Origin of the sequence: Streptomyces sp. NPDC000348, assembly GCF_042898795.1 — a bacterium.
In the GTDB taxonomy this organism is placed as follows: domain Bacteria; phylum Actinomycetota; class Actinomycetes; order Streptomycetales; family Streptomycetaceae; genus Streptomyces.
In genome coordinates, this window is sequence record NZ_JBIAZD010000016.1 from 137,672 (window position 1) to 159,304 (window position 21,633).

Below are 21,633 nucleotides of genomic sequence, written 5' to 3' on the forward strand. Positions count from 1 at the left end.
GACCGGAGCCCCGGCGGCAACGGGCGCGATGTACTGACACCGGCTGCGCGGGGCGCCCACGCTTTCCGGGTGCGGGTGACACTGGTCGCGTGATCATCGAACGCGCGTATGCCCGTCTTTCCTCGTACGACGACGGAACCTGGCCCTGGTCGGTGCCCTGCGTCCGACAACTGCTGGACGAAGGAATGCGGTTCACCGCACCGGTGACCTTTCTGGTCGGTGAGAACGGCTCGGGGAAGTCGACCCTGGTCGAGGCGCTGGCGGAGGGGTTCGGCCTGGACTCCTACGGTGGTTCCCACGACTGGCGCTACGCCTCCCCGCGCGGCAGGTCCGCCCTCGGCGAGCGTGTGAAATTCGACGCCGCCCCGGGGCGCGGGCGCCGCATGGCCACCAGCTGGTCGGCCCGCAAGGGCTTCTTCCTGCGTGCCGAGACCGCGCTCGACGCCCTGGGCAGGGAAGGGTTCTCGCCGGACCACGTCAGCCATGGTGAGGGCTTCCTCGCGGCGTTCCGCGGGAAGTTCCTCCACGCCGGGCTCTATGTTCTCGACGAGCCGGAGGCGGCGCTCTCCTTCTCCTCGTGCCTGGAGCTGATCGGGCACATCGACCGGTTGGCCAAGGAGGGCGGCCAGGTCATCTGCGCCACGCACTCCCCGCTGCTGACCGCACTGCCGGGCGCGGACATCATCGAGGTCGGTGAGCACGGCATGCGCAGGGTCGCCTGGCGGGAGCTCGAGGTCGTGGATCACTGGCGCCGCTATCTCGCCGACCCGCACACCTATCTGCGGCACATCGTCGAGCCGTAGGCGGGTCCCCCTCGGCCCCCGTCGCACGGGCGACGCGGAAGGCGGCATGGGCCGACGGGCCCGCTGACCGTGCTGCGTCGTCACCATCGCTGCCGCCGTCCACAGGACCGGCTTCTTCGCCGAACCCCGTCCACAGGCCGGTGCTCCTGCGACGGTGTCCGTTTCCGGGTGTGAGGTGGGTGCCGGGATGCAGACCGAAGGAGCACGACCGGTGGCACGGACGAAGTCCGGCGAGCGGGTGGAGGAGTCCGCTGGATCCCCCGTGTTCGGCATCGGCCGGAGCCCGGCCGGCCACCCGTTGCGCGAGGAGCACGAGACGGACGCGACGTTCTGGCGCCCGGGCACCCACACCGGCCGCGTCGGCGTCGTCGTCTCCGGTGCCGGGGCCTCTCGGGGGCGGCTGCCGCTCCTGCCCCAAAGTCCGCGGCCCGCACGGGTTCTCACCGCCTGTCACCCCGGTATGGGCAGGACAGCCCTCCGGGGCGGGAACGGACGCGCTTCAGGTCGTGGCGTCGAGAGCTTCGTAGACGTGCCTGAGGTAATCGTGGGTGCGTTCCGAGCCGAGAAGTCCGTCGCCCAGCCGGTTCATGGTGTACGCGAACGTGACGCGCCGGTCGAGGTCCATCATGACGATCGAACCACCCCGGCCGATCCAGAAGCAGACCTTTCCGGCAGGCATGTGCGGCATGGTCCTCCGGTCGGCGAGCGCGTAGCCGATGCCCCAGCGCACAGGGACGCCCAGGAACAGGTCGACTCCGTCGGCCTGTACGTCGAAGATCCTGTCCACGGTGTCCGGGGAGAGAAGCCGAAGGCCGTTCACCTCGCCACGTCGTGAGATCACGGAGAGGGCACGGGCCACACCTCGTGCGTTGCCGTGTCCGTTGACGGCACCCAGCTCCGCGCGTCGCCACTGCGGGGTGTCGACGTGCTCGTCCCGGGCCGGGCTCCCCAGCAACGTCTTGGTGAAGATCGCCTCGGGATCGAGATCAGCGGGTACTTCGAGGGCCTGCGACGGCGGCACCAGCCCGGCGATACGCTGCCAGTCGACTTCCCGCGCGCCTATCTGGACGTCGGCTTCCGACGGCCCCGCGATCTCGGTGTCGACGAACTCGGTCAGGGTACGGCCGCTGACCCGCCGGACGAGCTCTCCCACGAGCTGGCCCTGGGTCTGCATGTGGTAACCCGAGGCACTGCCCGGCTTCCACCAGGGCGCCTGCTCGGCCAGCCGGGTGCTCGCCGTGGGCCAGTCGTACAGGTCGTCCATGGTGAAGGGCTGCTGCCAGCCGGAGAGACCCGAGGTGTGCGCCAGGACGTGCCGCACCTCTATGTCCTGCTTGCCCCGGGCGGCGAATTCGGGCCAGTACTCCGCGACCGGACGGTGGAGATCCAGCGCTCCCCGGTCGACGAGGACAAGAGCCGCCAGACTGCTGAGGGTCTTGGTGACCGACCACAGGCTGACCAATGTGTCGTGCTGCCACGGAACGGTTCGTGCCTCGTCGGCGTGCCCACCCCATATGTCGACTTCCATGACGCCGTCGACATCGACGGCGATCGACGCCCCCAACTCCTCGCCGGACTCGATGTGCGCCGCCAGTGCCGCTCGGACCGGTGCGAACCGAGCAGTACTGGTTCCTTCGACGGTGACCATGCTTTTCCCTCTGTTGACGAAAACTGTTGACGACATCCGCTCAATCACTGAACGAGATGACCGGTCCCCCGGTTCACGCCCTGTAACGGCGGTTCGAAGGGCGGCTTCGTGGAGGACCCTCCTGCGCGGGGTCCACCCGTAAGTGATCATTCAGGTGGTCCGGCCCGCCCCCGTCGGACTCCCACCGGAAGGGGGCGCGTGCCCCACGCCTTCTTCCCGGGCCGTTCGGCACGGGAAGCCCGAGAGGCCGTCGGCCGGTCGGTCCGCCGGCCGGCCGTGTCGTCACGTCGCGGCCGGTGGCCCGGACGTGTGGGCGAGCGGGCCGAGAGCCCGGAGGAGCCGCGGACAGGAGGACGGGTCGGCGTGGTGGCGATCGCAGCCGTCGGCCAGGATGGGTTCGTCCCGGGCCACCCGGCGCATGCCCGCTCACGGGCCCCGGCAGGGCCCGCACCGGGCGGTGCCGTGAACAGCGGGGAGGTCCATCACAGATGATCTTTCCCGGACGCCGCGGGAACGGCACGAACGATCCCGCGGCCGGAGCGGGTCGCTCACGTGCCCTTGGGTCATACGCGTGCGGGGGTGACATCGTTGAGCGGGGTGCCGAGTGGAAACGGTGACGGTTGTGGAACATGAGCTCGAGTTCGGGCTGCTGGGTCCGCTGGTGGTGCGGCGGGCGGGCACGGTGCTGGATCCGGGGCGGCGCAAACAGCGTCTGCTGCTGATCCGGCTGTTGCTCTCGGACGGCTGTGCGGTCGCCCCCGAGACGCTGTGCGAGGAGCTGTGGTCCCCACAGCCGGGAGGGACACCGGACGGGGCGACGGCCTCCCTGCACGCCCACGTCAGCAAGGTCCGCGCGGTCCTGGAACCCGCGCATCTGCGGGGGCGGCGACCGTTCGAGGTACTGGTCACCGAACCCGCCGGCTACGCCCTGCGCGTCCCGCCCGAGAGCCGGGACACCGTGCGCTTCGGGCGGGCCGTCGCCCAGGCCCGCCGGTTGCTGGACCAGGGCCGGCCCGGCCGCGCCGTGGAGGAAACCGAACGGGCCCTGAACATGTGGCGCGGCGCCGCGCTGGCCGATGCCGCGCACCACCTGTTCGCCGCCCACGAAGCCGCGCGCCTGGAGGAGCTGCGACAGAGCGTCCGGGAGATCCGCACCACCGCTCTCCTCCTGGACGGGCGGATCACCGAAGCCGTGGACAGCGCCCAGGAACTGACCTCGCGGCATCCCCTGCGAGAGACCGGCTGGGCCCTGCTGCTGCGCGCCCTGTACCTGGCCGGCCGCCACCCCGAGGCGCTGCAGCGCTACACGGACCTGCGCCGGCACCTCGCCGACGAACTCGGCCTCGAACCCGGCCCTCCCCTGCGCGCCCTGCACGACGGCATCCTCCGCCACGACCTGCCGCCACTGCTCCTGCCTGGGACGGCGAAGGCCGCGGACCCGGCGGCCGGCACCGCGGACAGCCGTGATCCGAGCCGACCGGCAGGGCCCGGGGCACAGGAGGAACACGGCGGAACCGCACCCCTCGGCGCTCGGCCCGTCGCCGCGGCCCACGATGCCACGTCTTCCGAACCGGCCGCCGGTGCGACGCCGTCCGGCACGACCGCCGGTGCGGTGGACCCGTCCGGTGCGAGCGACCGCCCGATCGGGGACGGCGGTGGAAGTGAGCCGTCGCCCTTGGCGCGCCCGATGCAACTGCCCGGTGACCTGCCGGTGTTCGCCGGACGGACGACTGAGAGCGCATGGCTGTCCGCCGTGAGCGGCACGCCCGGGCGGCCGGGACCGGCCGGTGCTCCCCTCGTCGTCATCAGCGGCGCCCCCGGTGTCGGCAAGACCACCTTCGCCGTCCATCACGCCCACCACCTCGCGTCCTCCTTCCCCGACGGGCAGCTCTTCGTCAATCTGTGTGGATTCCACCCGCACGCGCCCGCCGTGGAACCCGGCGACGCGCTGCACGGCTTCCTCACCGCTCTCGGCGTCTCCGCCCAGCGCATACCCGAGGACACCGCCGGCCGCAGCACACTGTTCCGCAGCCTCCTGGCCGACCGACGCGTCCTCCTCGTCCTGGACAACGCCCGCGACGAGCAGCAGGTCCGCCCCCTGCTGCCCGCGGGCACCGGCTGTCTCACCCTGGTCACCAGCCGCAACCAGCTCCCGGGTCTGATCGCGGCCGACGGAGCCAAACCCCTTGCCCTCGCGCTGCCCTCACAGGCCGAGGCCCGGCAGACGCTCGAACGACGACTGGGGGCGGAGCGCCTGGCAGCCGAGCCCACCGCCACGGCCGACATCATCCGGTTGTGCGGACGGCTGCCCCTGGCACTGGCCGTGGTCGCCGCCCGCGCCGAACTCGAACCGGCCTTCCCCCTGCACACCGTCGCCGACGACCTGCGGCACTCCCACGGCGGCCTGGACGCCTTCACCGGCTTCGACACCACCACCGACGTCCGGGCGGTGTTCTCCTGGTCCTACCGGTCCCTGGACGGGCCCGCCGCCCGCCTCTTCCGCCTCCTCGCCCTCCACCCCGGGCCCGACATCACCGCCCCTGCCGCCGCCGGCCTCGCCGGACTCCCCTTCCCCCAAACCCGCCGCATGCTCGCCGAACTGACCCGCTCCTGCCTCGTCGAACAGCCTCTGCCAGGCCGGTTCGCCCTCCACGACCTGCTGCGCGGCTACGCCACCGAACTCACCCACACCCATGACGCCGACGAACGCCACCGCGCCACGCTCCGGGTCCTGGACCACTACATGTTCACGGCCCGTGAAGCCAACCGGCTGCTCAAACAGGACTCACTGCCCGAACTCGACCTCGGCTCACCGAGCCCGGGTGCCGCTCCGGAGGATCTCACCACCGTGGAACAGGCGAACCGGTGGTTCGCCGCCGAGCACCGGGTGCTGAGCGGCCTGCTGCACATCGCCGTCAGCCGGAGGCTGGACCACCACATCACCGGACTGGCCTGGTCGCTGAAGGAGTACCTGTACCGCCGGGAGTTCTGGCCGGAGGCCATCACCGCGCTGACCCCCGCCCTGGAAGTGGCCCGACGCCGCGGCGACCGCATGGAGGAAGGCCGCTGTCTACGCGACCTCGGCAGCATCCACGGCTACCTGGGGCACCAGGAACAGGCCCTGCACCACCTGCAGCAAGCCACCACGCTCTTCGAAGAACTCGACGCAGTGGGCGAACAGGCCCGCGCCCACTACTGCAAGGCGTGTGCGCTGTATCTGTTCGGCCGGATCCAGGAGGCCGTGGCGTCCTCCGAGCGAGGACTCGTACTGTCCCGGGAGATGGGGGACGAGCTGTGGCTGGCCGAATGCCTCGTCGAACTCGCCTGGCTGTACGCCAACCTGGGACAGCTCGAGAAGAGTCTCGCGTACGGCGAGGAGGCCGGCGCCCTGTACCAGCGCCTGGACGCCCCATGGCAGCAGGCCCAGGGCTGGGACGTCCTGGCCTACCCCCTCCGTCAGCTCGGCCGGTACGAGGAGTCGCTGGCCAGCTACCGACGGGCGCTGGAGGCGTTCGAGGAACTGGGCGACCACAGGAACGCCGTCGGCGTGCAGATGCGACTGGGCGACACCCGCCTGGCCATGGGAGACCGGGAGGCCGCCCGAGCGCACTGGGTGCGTGCGCTCGCCGCCGCCGAACGGCAGGCGCTGTCCCACAGCGCCCAGCAGGTCCGGGACCGGCTCACCACACTGGACGCCGAGGCGGACTCCGCACCCACCGCGCCGGAGAGGGCCGTCGGCAGCCATCGGCTCCCGACTCCGGGAGATCCTGCGCGCGGGCTCCATGCCTCAAGACAGGAATAGGAGTTGCCGCCCGCCCCCGCCGCCGGGGCGGATCGTCGGCGGTGCGGGAGGACCGGGCCGGTGCCCCGGCGGCCGCCGTCCGCGATCACCGTGGCACGGCCGGCGGCGTCCTTGGCACCGGACGGATCTCCTGCCCTGCAGTCGTTGCGGTCGCCGGCCACGGTCGGCCGACGACGACGAGTCGGGTGCCGTGCCGACGACCTGGGGGCCGGTGCGACGGCGGTGGTGCTCCGGCTGCTCGGCGGCTCCGTGGCCGCGGACGGGGACCAGGACGATTCACCCGTCCGGCCATGGGTGAATCGTCCTGCCCGCGGCCGGCCCTCATGTGACCGGCCGTCGGGGAGCGGATGTGTACCGCCCGGGCGTCGTCCCGTCCTGCTCGCGTTCGCCGTCGGCCCCGACGAGCGCGTGCGGTTCACCGGCCGGCGGGAAGGGTCCGGGCGTCGCTGCTCACTTGGCGAGGAAGGCGAGCAGGGCGTCGGTGACCTCCTGGGCGTGGGTCCACAGCAGGCCGTGCGGGGCGCCCTCGACGACGACGTACTCGGCCTGCGGCAGCGCCCGGTGGAACGGCTCGCCGGTGGACTCGATCGGCAGGATGCGGTCGGCGGTGCCGTGCAGGATCAGCGCGGGGACGTCGATCTTGGCGATGTCGGTGCGGAAGTCGGTGGTCCAGGTGGCCACGCAGGCCAGGGAGGCGTACCAGGAGGCGCCGGCGGCGGTGTTCCAGCTGTGGCGCACGGCCTCCTCGCCGATCCGGGTGCCGAGGTTCTCGTCCAGGTTGTAGAAGTCCTGGTAGAACGCGGTGAAGTAGGCGTAGCGGTCGGCGGTGACGGCCCGCTCGATGCCCTCGAAGACGCTGCCGTCGACGCCGTCCGGGTTGTCGTCGGTCTTGAGCAGGAAGGGTTCCAGGGAGGCGAGGAAGGCGGCCTTGGCGATCCGCGCGGAGCCGTGGGTGCCCAGGTAGCGGCCGACCTCACCGGTGCCCATGGAGAAGCCGACGAGGACGGCGTCGCGCAGGTCGAGGGTCTCCAGGAGGGTGTTCAGGTCGGCGGCGAAGGTGTCGTAGTCGTAGCCGGTGGTGGGCCGGCCGGAACGGCCGAAGCCGCGCCGGTCGTAGGTGATGACGCGGTAGCCGGCCTCCAGCAGGGCCGCGGACTGCTTCTCCCAGGACTGCCCGTCGAGGGGGTAGCCGTGGATCAGCACGACCGGCTGCCCGGTGCCGTGGTCCTCGTAGTAGAGCTCGATGTCGGTGGTGTTCTCCTGGCCGACGGTGATGAACGGCATGGTGGTTGCTGCCTTCCGTTGTGGACGGATCCGGTGGTGGCGGTGTCGGGTGACGGTTACGACCGTGGTGGGGGGAGATGACGGTGCGGAGCGCAACCGCCGGTCGGCGGACCGTGCGGGCCGCCTTCTTCTTCGCGGCCGGCACCGGGTGTCAGAGCTTCGCTCCGACCCGGCTGCCGGAGTGCGGGCGTCTTCTTCATGCCCTACGTTCCAAGGTCAGGTCCGGTTCACCGGTACGGCCCGGACCGCTCAGCGACCCGGACCGAGGGCGGCCCGGGCCTCGTGCCGCCGCATGGCCTGGTGAACCCGGCGGCACAGGAGGGGCGAGCCGGGGCGTCGACCTGCCCGAAGGAGTCACCCCGGCCGTCCCGGTCCCGCCCGGCCACGACCGGGCGGTGCACCACATCCGCGGTCGGGCGACAACCTCCGCCCCGGCAAGCCGGGATTACGCGAACCGGAAGCTGGTCAGCTCGTCGTTGTGGATCGGCAGAGCCGCGACTGAGCCGCCGGGCCCGTAACACCCCATGGGGTAACCGTAGTTCTCGTGCCGGTACATGCAGACGGTGCGCTTGGTCCGGTTCCAGACCGAGGTGGTGCGGTCGTTCATGTAGCTGCCGACGTTGGCCGTGTCACGGTCGCTCGAGAAGAAGCGGCCTTCGTAGCTGCTGTGCTGCCAGACGCAGAAGTGCCCGGAGGGGCACTGGCTGTAGTGGGCCTGCGCCGCCGGGGCGTTGAGCGTCACCAGGGCGCCGGCGAGCACCGCTCCGGACAGCAGGACGCGGCGAAAGCGTGAACCGATCACAGATGTTCCTCTTCATGATTCGACAACCGGGGGGAACGCCGGGACGGTGTGGGTGCAGGAGCGCTTCTCGGAAGGCCCGGCGCAGAATCCGTCGCGGGGACCACGCGCTGTGCTCCCCGAATGTGCGTCCCTCTCCTGTGAACGCCCGGAACAACGCGCCGGTTCATCTCGCGGCCTCGCGGCCTTGCGTCTCGTGCGGCGGACCACCGGCGGCAGGCCTTCGGTGGCGGGGAAGCACCGATGGCGGCGTTGCGGGCCCTCGCCCGCGGCATCTGCGGTGCGGGCGGGAGCAGGGAGCCGCCCGTGCACCGGGGCGGCGTGGCCCCGGTGCACGGCGTCCGTCCGACGGATGCCGGCCGCACGCCGGTGGGGCGTGCCCGCCCGGCCGGTCCGTGCCCTTCCGATGCGCCTGAGAGCCGGCTCGAAGCACCGCCGCGCCGGGCGCGAGACGAGACCGGGGCCGGCGACAGGAAACGGCAGCCCGGCACGGCAAGGAGCCGAAAAGGTTTGGCCAAGGTCCTCCGGAGAGTGTTGACCCACTTCCCCGCCCGTGCGGGAAACGGGCCACAGAACACTTGAACAGGATGGGGCACCACCCATGAACGGGACCATGGCGACAGGGACCGCCACCCTCGCTCCAGCGCGGGCGGACACCCGGCACGTCGCGTCGGCCCCCGACTGCGACGCCTTCGTCCAGGACATCTACGAGCGGTACGGGCCTTTGCTCGTCCGGTACGCCGTGCGACTGCTGGACGGTGACTGGCACAAGGCGGAGGACATCCTCCAGGAGACGGCGACCCGTGCCTGGAAGCACGCCCGGTTCCTGGGCACCCGTGGCGAGCACGTCCGGCCGTGGCTGCTCACTGTGGTCAGGAACCTCGTCTTCGACCACTACCGGGCCCGGCGGGTACGGCCGCTGGAGCTGATGCCGGTCGAGGAGTGGGACGCTGCCTGGGACGGCACGGACTCCACTCTCACCTCCCACATGGTGCTGGAGGCGCTGCGGGAACTGAACGAGCAGCAGCGGACCGTCATCCGGGTCATGTACTACCTGGAATACAGCGTGGCCCAGGCGGCCGAGCACCTCGGCATCCCGCCCGGCACCGTCAAGAGCCGCGCCTTCTACGCCGTGCGGGCGCTGCGGAAGGCGCTGGAGAGGCGGGGGGTGTCCGGGGTGTAGTCACGGCCCGGCGGAGTGCGGGCCGTGACGTCCGGCCGGGTCCCCGTGCTCGTGGGAACCCCGCAGCAAGGCGTCCCGGGACGCCCCCTTTCGCGCGGGTCGCCCCGAGCACAGTTCCGGCTCGGTCCCCATGCCCCCTCCTCCGGCCTCGGGCACCGAGGCTTCGCAGAGATCACTCGTCGGACACGCCCTGGTCGGACGTGGTCGTGCCCTCCGGGACCCACTCCTCGCCGCCCAGCGGGAACTCGTACGCCGGTCGCCCGTCGTTGCCGCTGGTGCGGAAGGGGCGCCCCTTGTCGTCCACGGTGAGGGTGCCGCTGCGGGAGCCGCTGGACCACCTCAGCTCCAGGTACCAGCTCACGTCGTACGCGGCGGTGCCGGCCGTGACGTAGTAGACCTCGGGGTCCGACTCGCTCACCGAGAACGGGAAGTTCCGCTGCCCGGACGCCGGGGTCACGACCGGGCGCGCGGCGTCGAGGGCGACCGTGAAGGAACGCGTGGGCACGTTGCCGCCGCAGCCCACACCGGGGTAGCCCATCACGAAGTCGTTCCAGGGGAGCGGCGACCGCTTGCCCGCCACTCGCACGGTGAGTCCCTGCACGACCACCGTCTCGTCCCCGGTCCCCTGCACGGTGAGCTGCACGTACTGCTCCCCCGACGAGACGGCCCCGAACGCACTGGCCCACGCCGCCGCGCCCGGCTCCTGCGGCGGCGGTTCCACCTCGCTCGCCGGCCTGTTGATCAGATACCGGTGCGCGCAGGGGGCCTGCCACGCGTACGGGTTGGCCTGCACGGTCAGCGGCGCGGCGCCCCCGTCACCGCCATCCGCCGGGGCGGCGGAGGCAGTGGCCGGGGTGCGGGGTGTCTCCTCGGCCTTCGCGGACGGGGAAGCCGACGCGGAGGTGGAGGGGGACGCGGAGGCGGAGACGGAGACGGACGGTGACGCGGTGACGTCCTTGTTGCCGTCCGCCCCGGCGTCGAGGGTCGCGGTTCCCGCCGTGTCCTTCCGGTCGCCCCCGCCCCCGTCGCCACCGTCCGGCAGACCCAGGGCGAGCGTGACCCCGCCGAGCACGGCGGCCACGGCGATCCCCGCGAGGACGGCGGTACGGGTACGGATACGGCGGGGACGGGTGCGGACCTCGCCGGGGCCGGTGACCGCCGGAATCTCGGCCTCCCGGGTCCCCGCCGGGCCCTCGGCCGCGGGCTGCCCCGGCGCCGGCCGCCCGGCCACCGGGCGGCCGTCCGCGTCCTGGTCCCGGGTCGCCGCGTCCTGGTCCCGGGTCGCCGCGTCCTGGTCCCGGACCGCCGCGTCCTGGTCCCGGACCGCCGCGTCCTGGTCCCGGACCGCCGCGTCCTGGTCCCGGGCCACCGCGGCGTCCTTCGCCGGTTCGCCCGCGGGTGCCGGTGCGCCCGCGGACGTCCCTTCCCCCACGGACGCCGTGTCCCCGGCGGGCGCCGCCCCCTCCGACGGCGCCCCCTTCCGTCCCCGTGCCGCGTCCGCCAGCACCCACCGGCGGTGCAGCTCGACCAGTTCCCCGGGGCTCGCCCTGCACAGCCGGGCCAGCCGCTCCACCGGCGCGTACTCCACCGGCACCGCGTCGCCGTTGCAGTACCGGTGCAGGGTCGACGTACTCATGTGGAGCCGTTTGGCGAGCACCCCGTAGCTCAGCCCGGACCGCTCCTTCAGCTCCCTCAACCGTGCGGCGAACTCCGCCGCCGCCGTGTCCTGCGACACCGTTCCTCCCACCCCCGCGTCCCATTCCGCCATTCCAGGGAATGGTCGTTTCCCCAGGTCGACAGCGGTATGAGCGTTCCAGCGTCCCGGATGCCCCGCCAGACCTGGCGACCGGGACGGATCACCGAACAAGCTCTGGTCATCCAAGCACGCCGCTCCCGGTCCCCGGTCGAGCGGTCACCCCGAAGCCGTACTCACGAACAGGAATTCGCCATGCGTACGTCCCGCATCCGTCTGCTCGCCGCCACCGGAGCCGCCCTCGCCGCCCTCGCCCTCACGGCGTGCGAGGACGGCACGGGCACCGAGGACGAGGGCGCCGGCACGTCACAGCCGAGCGCGACGGCGACCACGGACACGCCCTCGGGCTCCGCGAAGGACGACTCCGCCTCGGACAAGCCCTCCCGGACCGGGAACAAGGACACCGGCACCGGAGGCACCGGCACCGGAGGCAAGGCCGACGGTGACACGAAGGGCTCCGCCGACGACGCCTCGCAGGCCCGCGTCACCTGCAACGGCTCCAACACCACCGTCGAGGCCCGGCCGGTCCCCCGCCCCGTCAACCACATGCTGATCACGGTCGAGAACTCGGGTTCGCGGACCTGCGACCTCCCCTACTACCCGGTGCTCCGCTTCGACGGGATGCAGTGGGTGCCGCAGCCCGTCGAGGCGTCGAAGCCGCAGGCCGTGGTCACCCTCGCCCCGGGCGAGACGGCGTACGCGGGCGTGCTCCTGTCGGCCGCCGACGGCAGCGGCGACGGCGGCACCACCGGCCGCGAGCTCACCGTCGGCTTCCAGGGCGGCACCCCGAACAGCAGCGGCGGCCCGTCCGCGGTCCCGTCGCTGCCGGCCAAGGGCGTGTACTACGACAGCAGCATGGCGGTGACGTACTGGCAGCAGTCGATGGACGAGGCCCTCACCTACTGAACGGCGCTCAGCTTCTGGGCCACCTCGGTGGCCCAGTAGGTGAGGATGTTGCGCGCGCCGGCCCGCTTGATGCCGGTCAGCGTCTCGAGGATCGCCCGGTCCCGGTCGATCCAGCCCTTCTCGGCGGCGGCCTCGATCATCGAGTACTCACCGGAGATCTGGTACGCCGCCACCGGCACGTCCACCGAGTCCGCGACCCGCGCGAGGATGTCCAGATACGGGCCCGCCGGCTTCACCATCACCATGTCGGCGCCCTCCTCCAGGTCGAGCGCCAGCTCGCGCATCGACTCGCGGACGTTCGCCGGGTCCTGCTGGTACGTCTTGCGGTCGCCCTGCAGCGAGGAGGCGACGGCCTCCCGGAACGGCCCGTAGAAGGCGGAGGCGTACTTGGCGGTGTAGGCGAGGATCGCCACGTCCTCCCGGCCGATCTGGTCGAGCGCGTCGCGAATGACCGCGATCTGCCCGTCCATCATCCCGCTCGGCCCGACGACGTGGGCGCCCGCGTCGGCCTGCACCTGGGCCATCTCGGCGTACCGCTCCAGCGTGGCGTCGTTGTCGACGCGCCCCTGCTCGTCGAGGACCCCGCAGTGGCCGTGATCGGTCGTCTCGTCGAGGCACAGGTCGGACATGACGAGCAGGTCGTCCCCGACCTCGGCCCGCACGTCCCGCAGGGCCACCTGGAGGATCCCGTCCGGGTCGGTGCCGGGCGTCCCGATCGCGTCCTTCTTGGACTCCTCCGGCACGCCGAACAGCATGATCCCGGAGATCCCGGCCGCCACGGCCTGGGCCGCCGCCTTCTTCAGGCTGTCCCGGGTGTGCTGCACGACCCCCGGCATCGCCGAGATCGGCACGGGTTCACCCGCGCCCTCGCGCACGAAGGCCGGGAGGATGAAGTCGGCGGGGTGCAGCCGGGTCTCGGCGACCATGCGCCGCATGGCGGGGGTGGTACGCAGACGCCGCGGCCGCGTGCCGGGGAAGGATCCGTACGTCGTCATGCCACCTACGCTACGCCCGCCCCCCGCGTGCCTTTGCCGACGCGGAGTCGGCCCGGGCCTCCGCGGCCCGCGTGGGTCGCCACCACCACCGGCGCGACCGGTGGTGGCGTCGATCGCCCCGCAGGAGACGGGCCGCCACTCCACCGTCCGGCCACCTCCCCCACCCGTCCGGCCACCGGTCGTGGCCTCGCGGCGGGTCCGGCAGGGCCGGAACCACCCGCGTCGCTCCGGGCCGAGCGCTATAATCACCACGTCGGCCTTCGGCGCCCCCACGGGAGCGTCCGGAGGCTTTTTTCATGCCTTCCGACACCTCCGAACCCACCACCACCTACCGCGCGTTGCTCCGCAACCGGGAGTTCGCCGGCCTGTACGCGAGCTTCACCCTCACGGTCGCCGCGAGCACCCTCTCGGGCTTCGCCCTCGGCACGCTGGTCGACCGGCGGACCGGCTCCCCGTTCCTGACGGCCGTGAGCATGTACGGCGCCACCTTCGCGACCGTGCTCGGCGCGATGACGCTGATGTCGGTCGCGGACGGGAACCGCCCCCGCCGCACCCTCGTCGCGCTCCAGTGCGTCTCGCTGGCGGGGGTCGCCGCACAGGCGGTGCCGGGACTGCCCCTGGCCGCCCGCTTCGGTCTCCTCCTGGTCCTGGGCTTCTTCCAGTCCCTGGGCACCGGAACACGCATGGGGCTGCTCGCCGAGGTGGTGCCGGCCTCCGCGTACGTCCCGGCGCGTTCGCTGATGAACATCACCTCGGGCGGCACGGCCGTCCTCGGCTACGCGCTCGGCGCCGTACTGCTGCGGTACCTGAGCCCGCAGGAGGTCTTCGTCGCCGCGACGGCCCTGACCGGCGCCGCACTGGCCGTGGTGGCGGCGACCGTCCGGGAACGCTCGATCCGCCCGCCCCGCCGCCCCGGCCTGCGCGAGACCTGGACGGCGAACACCGCGCTCCTCTCCCGCTCCGGCCCGCGCGCACTGCTGCTGAACCTGTGGGTCCCCAACGGCCTGGTCGTCGGCTGCGAGGCCCTGTTCCTCTCCTACGACCCCGGCCACGCGGGCGTCCTCCTGGCCGCCGGGTCCGCGGGCATGCTCCTCGGCGACCTGACCGTCGGCCGGCTCCTCAGCGCCGCCCTCCGGGACCGCTGCGCGTTCCCCCTGCGCCTGCTGCTCGCCGCCCCCTACCTGCTGTTCGTCCTCCACCCTCCCCTGCCGGTGGCGGCGGCCGCCGTGTTCGTGGCGAGCGTCGGCTTCGCCGCCACCCTCCCCCTCCAGGAACGGCTCCTGGAGCTGACCCCCGACCCGGTCCGCGGCCAGGTCCAGGGCGTCGAGTCCGCGGGGCGCATGACCTGGCAGGGCCTCGGCGCCGCGCTCGCCGGCGCCCTCGCCCAGTACCTCGCCCCCGGCCCGACGATCACCGCCCTGGCCGTGCTCTCCCTCGCCGTCACGCTCCTCTCCCGCCCCTTCGTGACCCGCGCCCGTGCGGTCCACGTCGGGAGGACCGGCGGCTGAGCCCCACCGGCGGGCGTGGGTTCGGGCCGCACACGCGCCTGCGCTCGTCGCCGCCGAGCCGTGTCGGCGGTCGCGGCGACGGCCGGCGGCCGGCGGCCGGAACGCGGACGCACCGGGTGAGGGCCTCCGGTCCCGGCCGCCCGGCCGAGTCGTGGACGCCGGGAACCCGCTCGCCGGACAATCCGGGGGCGTCCGCCCGAGCCGTGGCGGAGGCACCGGCCTCATGGGAAAGGACCGTCATGCGGCTTCGCTGCGCCGTGCTCGACGACTTCCAGGACATCGCCACCACGATCGTCGACTGGAGCCCCGTCCAGGACCGGGTGGAGGTCACCGCCTTCACCGAGCACTTCGCCACCGAGGACGAACTGGCCTCGGCACTCGCCGACTTCGACATCGTGGTGACGCTGCGGGAACGCGTCCCGTTCCGCGCCTCCCTGCTCGACCGGCTCCCCCGGCTGAAGCTGATCGTCGCGTCCGGCATGCGCAACTCGGTGATCGACCACACCGCCGCCGAACGCAACGGCGTCACGGTCTGCGGCACCCAGAGCTCCCCCACCCCGCCGGTGGAGCTGACCTGGGCCCTGCTGCTCGGGCTGGCCCGCGGCATCGTCACGGAGAACAACGCCCTGCGGGCGGGCGGCCCCTGGCAGTCGACGGTGGGCGCCGACCTGCACGGCCACCGCCTCGGGCTGCTCGGGCTGGGCAGGATCGGCAGCCGGGTGGCACGGGTGGGTCTCGCCTTCGGCATGGAGGTCACGGCCTGGAGCCCCCACCTCACCAAGGAGCGCGCGGACGGGGCCGGCGTCGAACTGGCCGCCTCTAAGGAGGAGTTGCTCCGCACCAGCGACTACGTCTCCCTGCACCTCGTCCTGGGCGACACCACCCGGGGCATCCTGGGCGCCCCCGAACTGGCCCTGATGAAGCCGACCGCCTACCTGGTCAACACCTCCCGCTCGGCACTCGTCGACCAGGACGCCCTGCTCACCGCACTCCACGAGGGCCGGATCGCGGGCGCGGCGGTCGACGTCTTCGACACGGAACCCCTCCCCGCCGGCCACCCGGTGCGCACCACCCCCCGCCTCCTGGCCACCCCGCACCTCGGCTACGTCTCCGAACTCAACTACCGCACGTACTACGGCCAGGCGGTCGAGGACATCGGGGCCTACCTCGCCGGCGCCCCGATTCGCCGCCTCGGCCGGCCCCCTGCGTGACGGCGAAACCCCAACGGAATCGCGGAGGAAGCCGGTCCGAGCCCCCCGGGATGATCAAAACGGGCGAACGGTACGCCTTCGGCAACCCCGCGAGCAAGATCCGGCCAACAGGCACAGCCCTGTCCGGAAAGCGATTGCCGCACCCATCGCGTCATCTTAGGGTCCACGAGCCAGGTCACGGTGAATATGACAAGAAAGAGGACGCGTGAAGATCGCTCGGAAGTTCCTCCCCTTGGCTTTCGTCCTGCCCCTAGCCGCCGGAGCGGTGCTGACGACCGCCCCGACGGCTCAGGCCTACACGGGCAAGGGATGTGACACGAGCACCGAATGGTGCGGGGTCTTCTTCTACAACAGCAGCTACGAGGGTTCGCGCACGGCCTTCATGAAAGACAGCGTGCCCGACCTCGCCGGCTACAAGTTCCTGGACACCGGCGCGGGTCAGGGCCTGGCCGTGAAGAACAACGCGGCCTCGTTCATCAACGGCGGCAACGCCAACATGACGGTCTTCTACAACAGCAACTACAGCGGCCCGTGCGACTCGTTCAAGCCGCGGGCCGCCGCGCCCCGCCTGCGCAACACCTACAACGAGAACGCCTCCCTGCAATTCGGCTACACGTCGACCTCTTGTTACACCTGGACCGCCTGAGGTCTCATGAATTCCCTGCACCGGCCCACGCGGCCCGTGCAGGGTTTTCTTTTGCATCAAGAAATTTCCGCGTCCGCAGTCGTTCGAGAGTTGTCTCCCATGGTGAAGTCATCGCAGCGCCCGCTCGTCCTGGTGTCACTGCTGTCGGTGGTGGTCCTGACCGGGTGCGCGCAGCAGGCCGCGCCGTCCCCGGACCACGCGTCGGCCTCGCCGGCCCCCGCCGCCTCCGCGCCGGCCGGGAGCGTGTCGTACGCGTACCGGCTGCCCATCGCCGAGTACAGCCTCCCGCAGGACGAGCAACGGGTGATCCAGTCGGCGCAGGAACTGCTGACGCGCGCGTGCATGAAGGGCTTCGGAATCGACTACACCCCGGCGGTGATTCCACCGACCCAGCAGGTCGCGGATCGGCGTTACGGCATATCCGACCGGCAGACGGCGGTCCAGTACGGATACCGGTTCCCGCCCGAGCAGTCGGCCGGAACGCAAAGAAGCGGCCTCACCCCGGAGGAACAGAAGGTTCTGACGGGGAACGGCAACCCGGGCGCGGCGAAAACCGAGGGGTCCGGGAAGCCCGCGAAATACAACGGCAAGACGATCCCCGACGAGGGATGCCTGGGCAAGTCGATCAGTGATTTCCGGAAGACGTACGCCTACGAGCCGGGCGTCGCGGCCGCCAGCCGCATAGCCGTCGGCAGCTACAAGGACTCCCTGCGCGATCCGAAGGTCGAGGCCGCCATGTCGAAATGGTCGCACTGCATGAAGGAAAAGGGCTACGACTACACCACGCCGATCGAAGCCGTCGAGTCCCAGAAATTCGAAGGCGACGAGCCCTCCGAAGCCGAGAAGAAGACGGCGCTCGCCGACTTCTCCTGCAAGGAGAGGACCGGACTGCTGGACACGTGGTTCAGCACCGAGCAGAGAATCCAGCGCGACATGATCAAAGAAAACGAAAAGGATCTGCGCACGCTGAAGAAAAAGCAGGAACAGCAGGCTGCCGCCGCCCGAAAGATAGTCGCCGAAGCGAAATGACCCACCCGCACGCGCCGCGGGCCGCGCGGCTCGCACCGCCCGCGGACGTCCGGCGAAGAGGTGTGCTCGGCCCCTTCGGCGCTCCGGTCGCGCTTCCGGATGCCGGGGGGGGTGCCAGCCCCACCCCCGGACCGGTGGCTGACCGGATGCCCGCGAGATCACCGGATCCATACGCTCGTCCACATGTTGAAGCGGACAGCACAAGCAGTCAGCGCCGGCGCTCTCGTTCTGGGCGCCACCGTCACCACGAGCGCGGCGGCCGCCTCCACCCCGGCCCGTATGGCGGACGGCCCCTCCGTGGTCCGTACCGACAAGGGTGCCGTACGGGGCACGGTGACCGATACCGCGCGCGTCTTCCAGGGCATCCCCTACGCCGCCCCGCCCACCGGCCGAGGCCGCTGGGCACCCCCCGCGCCCGCCGGGAGGTGGGACGGCGTCCGGGACGCCACCGAACCCGGCGCCGCCTGCCCCCAGACGGGCCTCGTGCCCCCGGTCGGCCTCCACTCCGACGACGAGGACTGCCTCTTCGTCAACGTCACGACCCCGCACACGGCCGCTGCCGGGCGCCCCCGGCCCGTGATGGTGTACCTGCACGGCGGCGACCACACGGACGGCGCGGGCGCCATGCAGGACACCCAACGGCTCGCCGCTCAGGGCGACGTCGTCGTGGTGACGGTCAACTACCGCCTCGGTGCACTGGGTTATCTGGCCCATCCGGAACTGGAGAAGCACGGCGGCGAGTCCGGCAACTACGGCTTCCTCGACCAGCAGGCGGCCCTGCGCTGGGTGCAGCGCAACGCCACCGCCTTCGGCGGCGACCCCGGCAACGTCACCCTCTTCGGCCAGTCCGCCGGCGGCTACAGCACCTGCGCCCACCTGGTGGCCCCTTCCTCGGCCGGCCTCTTCGACCGGGTCATCCTGCAGAGCGCCCCGTGCACGGCCGGCATGGGCCGACGGGACCGCGCGGACGCCCTGGCGGAGGGGGTCGCAACGGCGGCCGGGATCGAGGGGAAGCCCGGCGTGGACGACTGGCGTACCGCGGCCCCGGAGCACCTGGTGAACCCGTTCGGCACGGGCCCCGAGTACGCACCGGTCCACGGCGGCGGGCTGCTGCCCCGCACCCCCGAACAGGCCTTCTCCACAGGGCGGTTCAACAAGGTCCCGGTGCTGCAGGGCATCAACCGCGACGAGGCCCGGGCCCTGGCCTACGGCCTGGAGACGGCCAAGAAGGCCGCCACCGGTGACCCGGACGCACGCCTCGACGAGGCCGACCACCGCGCCCACCTGACGCAGACCTTCGGCACGGAGCGGGCCGACGCCGTCGCCGCCCGCTACCCCGTCGCCGCGTACGACGGCTCACCGGCCCTCGCCCTCGCGGCGGCCCTGACCGACGCCGAATGGGCCCGGCCCACCGTCGACACCGGCCGGGCACTGTCCCGCCACGTGCCCACGTACACCTACGAGTTCGCCGAGACGGAGAACCCCTGGTACGCGGACCCGAACTACCGGAAACCCTCCTTCCCCGTGGGAGCCGGACACACCTTCGAGCTTCCGTACCTCTTCGACCTCGACGCCTTCGAACCGCTCACCCGGACACAGCACCGCCTGTCCGACCGGATGATCCGCCTCTGGAGCACCTTCGCCCACAAGGGCCGTGCGCCCTGGAAGCCCACCACCCCGGCAGCCCTGAACACCCAGTCCCTCGCCTCGGGCCCGAACGGCATCCACCCCGTGGACTTCGCCGAGAACCACCGCTACGCCTTCTGGACGTCCCTGCACACCGGTTGACCCGGAAACCGTGGTGACGATGTCGCAGGGGACCCCCCGGGCGTCGGCGGGGAGGGCACGTCACCGGCCGCGGTCAAGGCCCGCCGGGTCACGGATCCGTCCCGGCGGACGGCGGCCGCGAACGGGCGCGGAACGGCGCGGGAACCGCCGTCCCGGCCGGGCCTGCGGCGTGCCCCGGCGCGGTACGGACGGGGATGGACCCGGCGGCGGTCGTGCGCCGCGCCCGTCTCAGCCTGTAACAGGGCTGTATTAGCGGGTGGTCGGGCGAAACGGCGGACGGACCGGGCGGCTCTTGGTACTCGGAGACGCCGCCCGTGCCGACGGGCCGGCACACCGACCGACACCGAGGAAGACACCATGCGCGTCAACAAGCTCACCATCGCAGCCCTGGCCGTCGTCGCGGGCCTCTCGCTCACCGCCTGCCAGAACGACGACGCCACCACGGACCGGAGCAACTCGTCCTCCTCCTCGAAGGGTGGCTCGGACTCCGGCGGACCGGCCCAGGGCACCGCGAAGGAATCCGCCGGGAACGACTCGGACGAGGAGCAGGGCACGGTCGCCGGAACCGGTTCCAACGAGGGCGGCACGATCGGCAAGTGCCGCACCGACGAACTGGAGGTCACGGCGACGGACAGCACCATCGACGGCGACGAGGACAATACCGTCGCGGTGACGTTCACGAACGGCGGCGGCCGGGACTGCTCGATCGCGGGCTTCGCCGGTGTGGACCTGAAGACCAACGCGGGGACGGTATCCGCGGAGCGCACGGGCGAGTCGGCCCCCGCGACCGTACTGAAGGACGGCAAGTCGATCTCCTTCTCCATCTCCTACCCGACCAACGACACGGGCGGCTCCGGCGTCCGCATCACCGGTCTCGTGGTGACCCCGCCGAACGAGACGAAGTCGGTCACCCTCGACTGGCCGGGCGCCGCCACGCTGCCCGTCACGGACGGCTCCGGCTCCCCGGTACGGGTCGGCCCGATCGGAAGCGCCGGCCAGGGCGGCTGACCCGCACCGACAGCACCGGGGTCACCGCCGGAGGCGGAGTTCCCCCTCCGCCCACACGGTCCTGCACGGCACCGTCCCCGACCCCATACCCCGGCGGCCGGCCCCGACCCGCTCGGTGAGCTCGCCCCCGGGACGATCCCATCGCCGCAGCAGCGCGACAAGGGCGGCTCGCTCCGGGTCCCGGTCCACACCGCGAGTACTCGCGTCCGCCGGGTCCCGTACTACCTGGCTCCGGTTCGTGGCCCGTCGGCGAGGACCGTACGGCCCAGCTCACGAACGCCGCTGACACGGGGGTGTGAGCGATACAGCTCTTTGACGATCGCCCGCATGCTGGGCCGGTCCCGGACTTCGGCGGGTGTCACACGGAAGGCGGCCGGCAGGGACTGTGCGGTCTGTTCGGGCTTCCCCCACTGCCACCAGGCGCGGGCCATGTCGGTGTGCAGACGTCCCTTGCGTTCCGCGGTGGTGAACTGCTCCTGGCGGAGTTGCCCACCTGCTCTGATCGCGGCTCCAGCGTCCCCGAGCGCCCAGTGGACACCCACTTGGTACAGCTGCACGGAGGCGGGGGTGATGGCGAAGAGACGACCGGCCGGCACTACGGCGGGCAGGTCGCGGGCAGCCCGCGTGGCCTCACCCATCATCGACAGCGCCTGGTCGCGGTCGCCCGCGCGAGCCGCCGTGTACGACGTGGTGCAGAGCAGTTGCGCGTACGCCGCTGCCTGTGCCTGGGTGTTGAAGCCGGTGGCCTCGATGCTGGAGGCGGCTTTGAGGACGAGCCGCTGCGCCGTGTCCGCCTGATTCTGGTGACGCAGCACGATGCCCAGTTCACGGGCCGCCGCCGCTGAGGCCAGCGGAGAGCCGGACAGATCCGCGTAGAGGTTTGCGCGGTCCGCGGTGAGCCGCGCCTGGTCGTATCGCCCGATCTTCACCAGCACCTGAGCCGTCAGCGAGTAGCAGGCTGACAGGCGCGCGTAGTCGATCTCCGCACGCTCACGGATACGGGCGTGGGCCGTGGCAAGGAGGTCCGACAGTGCTTCCAGCAGAGCGCCATACCGGCCGGTGTCGAAAAGGGCACGCGCACGAGCCAGACGCACGTCGAGGGGCACCGACGATCCCGAAGGAGCGGGCATGTCCGCAAGGGCCGTTTCCACGCCGAGCAGAAGAGACGTGGGGACGGCCAGGCCTGCCGCTGCGAGCAGCGTACGGCGTCGCATCGGGTCCTCCTCGGTGTGGCGTGGACCGTTCGACGCCACACTAGTGGCTCGCAGGC

Annotated in this window: 16 protein-coding genes and 1 pseudogene; 10 read left to right on the plus strand and 7 right to left on the minus strand. The window is 71.9% G+C overall.

Features of this window, described 5'->3' with window-relative positions:
- Positions 1–89: 89 nt before the first annotated feature.
- Positions 90–803 (plus strand): AAA family ATPase, encoded by a 714-nt coding sequence (locus ACFY3N_RS27540; protein WP_390819432.1) that lies wholly within the window; start codon positions 90–92, stop codon positions 801–803.
- A 499-nt stretch (positions 804–1,302) separates the two neighbouring features.
- Here the strand turns inward: ACFY3N_RS27540 and ACFY3N_RS27545 are convergent, their stop codons facing one another.
- Complete coding sequence (locus ACFY3N_RS27545) at positions 1,303–2,451, minus strand: serine hydrolase domain-containing protein (RefSeq protein WP_390819434.1); 1,149 nt, start codon at positions 2,449–2,451, stop codon at positions 1,303–1,305.
- A gap of 622 nt (positions 2,452–3,073) precedes the next feature.
- Between ACFY3N_RS27545 and ACFY3N_RS27550 the strand changes: the two genes are divergently transcribed.
- Positions 3,074–6,253 (plus strand): BTAD domain-containing putative transcriptional regulator, encoded by a 3,180-nt coding sequence (locus ACFY3N_RS27550; RefSeq protein ID WP_390819435.1) that lies wholly within the window; start codon positions 3,074–3,076, stop codon positions 6,251–6,253.
- 35 nt (positions 6,254–6,288) lie between these two features.
- Here the strand turns inward: ACFY3N_RS27550 and ACFY3N_RS27555 are convergent.
- From ACFY3N_RS27555 to ACFY3N_RS27565, 3 genes and pseudogenes are all read right to left on the minus strand, one after another.
- Positions 6,289–6,523, minus strand: a pseudogene (locus ACFY3N_RS27555) (IS5/IS1182 family transposase); the annotation flags it as partial.
- A gap of 180 nt (positions 6,524–6,703) precedes the next feature.
- The gene (locus ACFY3N_RS27560) at positions 6,704–7,537 is read right to left on the minus strand and encodes an alpha/beta fold hydrolase (RefSeq protein ID WP_390819436.1); all 834 of its coding nucleotides are present in this window, start codon (positions 7,535–7,537) and stop codon (positions 6,704–6,706) included.
- Positions 7,538–7,982: 445 nt separating this feature from the next.
- The gene (locus ACFY3N_RS27565) at positions 7,983–8,339 is read right to left on the minus strand and encodes a peptidase inhibitor family I36 protein (protein ID WP_390819437.1); all 357 of its coding nucleotides are present in this window, start codon (positions 8,337–8,339) and stop codon (positions 7,983–7,985) included.
- A gap of 610 nt (positions 8,340–8,949) precedes the next feature.
- On the opposite strand from ACFY3N_RS27565, the gene ACFY3N_RS27570 reads away from it, so the two are divergent.
- A complete protein-coding gene (locus tag ACFY3N_RS27570; protein WP_390819438.1) occupies positions 8,950–9,519 on the plus strand; it encodes a sigma-70 family RNA polymerase sigma factor in 570 nt (189 codons plus the stop codon).
- Between the two features lie 172 nt (positions 9,520–9,691).
- On the opposite strand, the gene ACFY3N_RS27575 is transcribed toward ACFY3N_RS27570, so the two are convergent.
- Positions 9,692–11,254, minus strand: a complete 1,563-nt coding sequence (locus ACFY3N_RS27575) for a helix-turn-helix domain-containing protein (RefSeq protein WP_390819439.1) — start codon at positions 11,252–11,254, stop codon at positions 9,692–9,694.
- Between the two features lie 213 nt (positions 11,255–11,467).
- On the opposite strand from ACFY3N_RS27575, the gene ACFY3N_RS27580 reads away from it, so the two are divergent.
- Positions 11,468–12,178: a DUF4232 domain-containing protein gene (locus ACFY3N_RS27580; RefSeq protein WP_390819440.1), complete on the plus strand. Its 711-nt coding sequence runs from the start codon at positions 11,468–11,470 to the stop codon at positions 12,176–12,178.
- On the opposite strand, the gene hemB is transcribed toward ACFY3N_RS27580, so the two are convergent.
- Entirely contained in the window at positions 12,172–13,173 is a 1,002-nt protein-coding gene (hemB, locus tag ACFY3N_RS27585; RefSeq protein ID WP_390819441.1) for a porphobilinogen synthase, read from the minus strand. The genes ACFY3N_RS27580 and hemB overlap by 7 nt on opposite strands.
- A 296-nt stretch (positions 13,174–13,469) precedes the next feature.
- Here hemB and ACFY3N_RS27590 point away from each other — a divergent pair, with 296 nt between their 5' ends.
- The 6 genes from ACFY3N_RS27590 (at position 13,470) to ACFY3N_RS27615 (ending at position 20,363) form a co-directional block, all read left to right on the plus strand.
- On the plus strand, positions 13,470–14,681 hold the full coding sequence (locus ACFY3N_RS27590) for a hypothetical protein (protein ID WP_390819442.1): 1,212 nt from the start codon (positions 13,470–13,472) through the stop codon (positions 14,679–14,681).
- Between the two features lie 239 nt (positions 14,682–14,920).
- On the plus strand, positions 14,921–15,892 hold the full coding sequence (locus ACFY3N_RS27595) for a D-2-hydroxyacid dehydrogenase family protein (protein ID WP_390819443.1): 972 nt from the start codon (positions 14,921–14,923) through the stop codon (positions 15,890–15,892).
- A 205-nt stretch (positions 15,893–16,097) separates the two neighbouring features.
- On the plus strand, positions 16,098–16,538 hold the full coding sequence (locus tag ACFY3N_RS27600) for a peptidase inhibitor family I36 protein (protein WP_390819444.1): 441 nt from the start codon (positions 16,098–16,100) through the stop codon (positions 16,536–16,538).
- Positions 16,539–16,637: 99 nt separating this feature from the next.
- Entirely contained in the window at positions 16,638–17,567 is a 930-nt protein-coding gene (locus ACFY3N_RS27605; protein ID WP_390819445.1) for a hypothetical protein, read from the plus strand.
- 183 nt (positions 17,568–17,750) lie between these two features.
- Complete coding sequence (locus tag ACFY3N_RS27610) at positions 17,751–19,355, plus strand: carboxylesterase/lipase family protein (RefSeq protein WP_390819446.1); 1,605 nt, start codon at positions 17,751–17,753, stop codon at positions 19,353–19,355.
- 357 nt (positions 19,356–19,712) lie between these two features.
- Entirely contained in the window at positions 19,713–20,363 is a 651-nt protein-coding gene (locus ACFY3N_RS27615) for a DUF4232 domain-containing protein (protein WP_390819447.1), read from the plus strand.
- Positions 20,364–20,584: 221 nt separating this feature from the next.
- Here the strand turns inward: ACFY3N_RS27615 and ACFY3N_RS27620 are convergent, their stop codons facing one another.
- Entirely contained in the window at positions 20,585–21,577 is a 993-nt protein-coding gene (locus tag ACFY3N_RS27620) for a transcriptional regulator (RefSeq protein WP_390819476.1), read from the minus strand.
- Positions 21,578–21,633: the final 56 nt, after the last annotated feature.

What these genes read in the sequence shown, in the direction of transcription:
- ACFY3N_RS27545 (WP_390819434.1), bottom strand. Translation starts at nt 2,451, where the DNA reads ATGGTCACCGTCGAAGGAACCAGTACTGCTCGGTTCGCACCGGTCCGA.
- ACFY3N_RS27560 (WP_390819436.1), bottom strand. Translation starts at nt 7,537, where the DNA reads ATGCCGTTCATCACCGTCGGCCAGGAGAACACCACCGACATCGAGCTC.
- ACFY3N_RS27570 (WP_390819438.1), top strand. Translation starts at nt 8,950, where the DNA reads ATGGCGACAGGGACCGCCACCCTCGCTCCAGCGCGGGCGGACACCCGG.
- ACFY3N_RS27580 (WP_390819440.1), top strand. Translation starts at nt 11,468, where the DNA reads ATGCGTACGTCCCGCATCCGTCTGCTCGCCGCCACCGGAGCCGCCCTC.
- hemB (WP_390819441.1), bottom strand. Translation starts at nt 13,173, where the DNA reads ATGACGACGTACGGATCCTTCCCCGGCACGCGGCCGCGGCGTCTGCGT.
- ACFY3N_RS27590 (WP_390819442.1), top strand. Translation starts at nt 13,470, where the DNA reads ATGCCTTCCGACACCTCCGAACCCACCACCACCTACCGCGCGTTGCTC.
- ACFY3N_RS27595 (WP_390819443.1), top strand. Translation starts at nt 14,921, where the DNA reads ATGCGGCTTCGCTGCGCCGTGCTCGACGACTTCCAGGACATCGCCACC.
- ACFY3N_RS27605 (WP_390819445.1), top strand. Translation starts at nt 16,638, where the DNA reads ATGGTGAAGTCATCGCAGCGCCCGCTCGTCCTGGTGTCACTGCTGTCG.
- ACFY3N_RS27610 (WP_390819446.1), top strand. Translation starts at nt 17,751, where the DNA reads ATGTTGAAGCGGACAGCACAAGCAGTCAGCGCCGGCGCTCTCGTTCTG.
- ACFY3N_RS27615 (WP_390819447.1), top strand. Translation starts at nt 19,713, where the DNA reads ATGCGCGTCAACAAGCTCACCATCGCAGCCCTGGCCGTCGTCGCGGGC.
- ACFY3N_RS27620 (WP_390819476.1), bottom strand. Translation starts at nt 21,577, where the DNA reads ATGCGACGCCGTACGCTGCTCGCAGCGGCAGGCCTGGCCGTCCCCACG.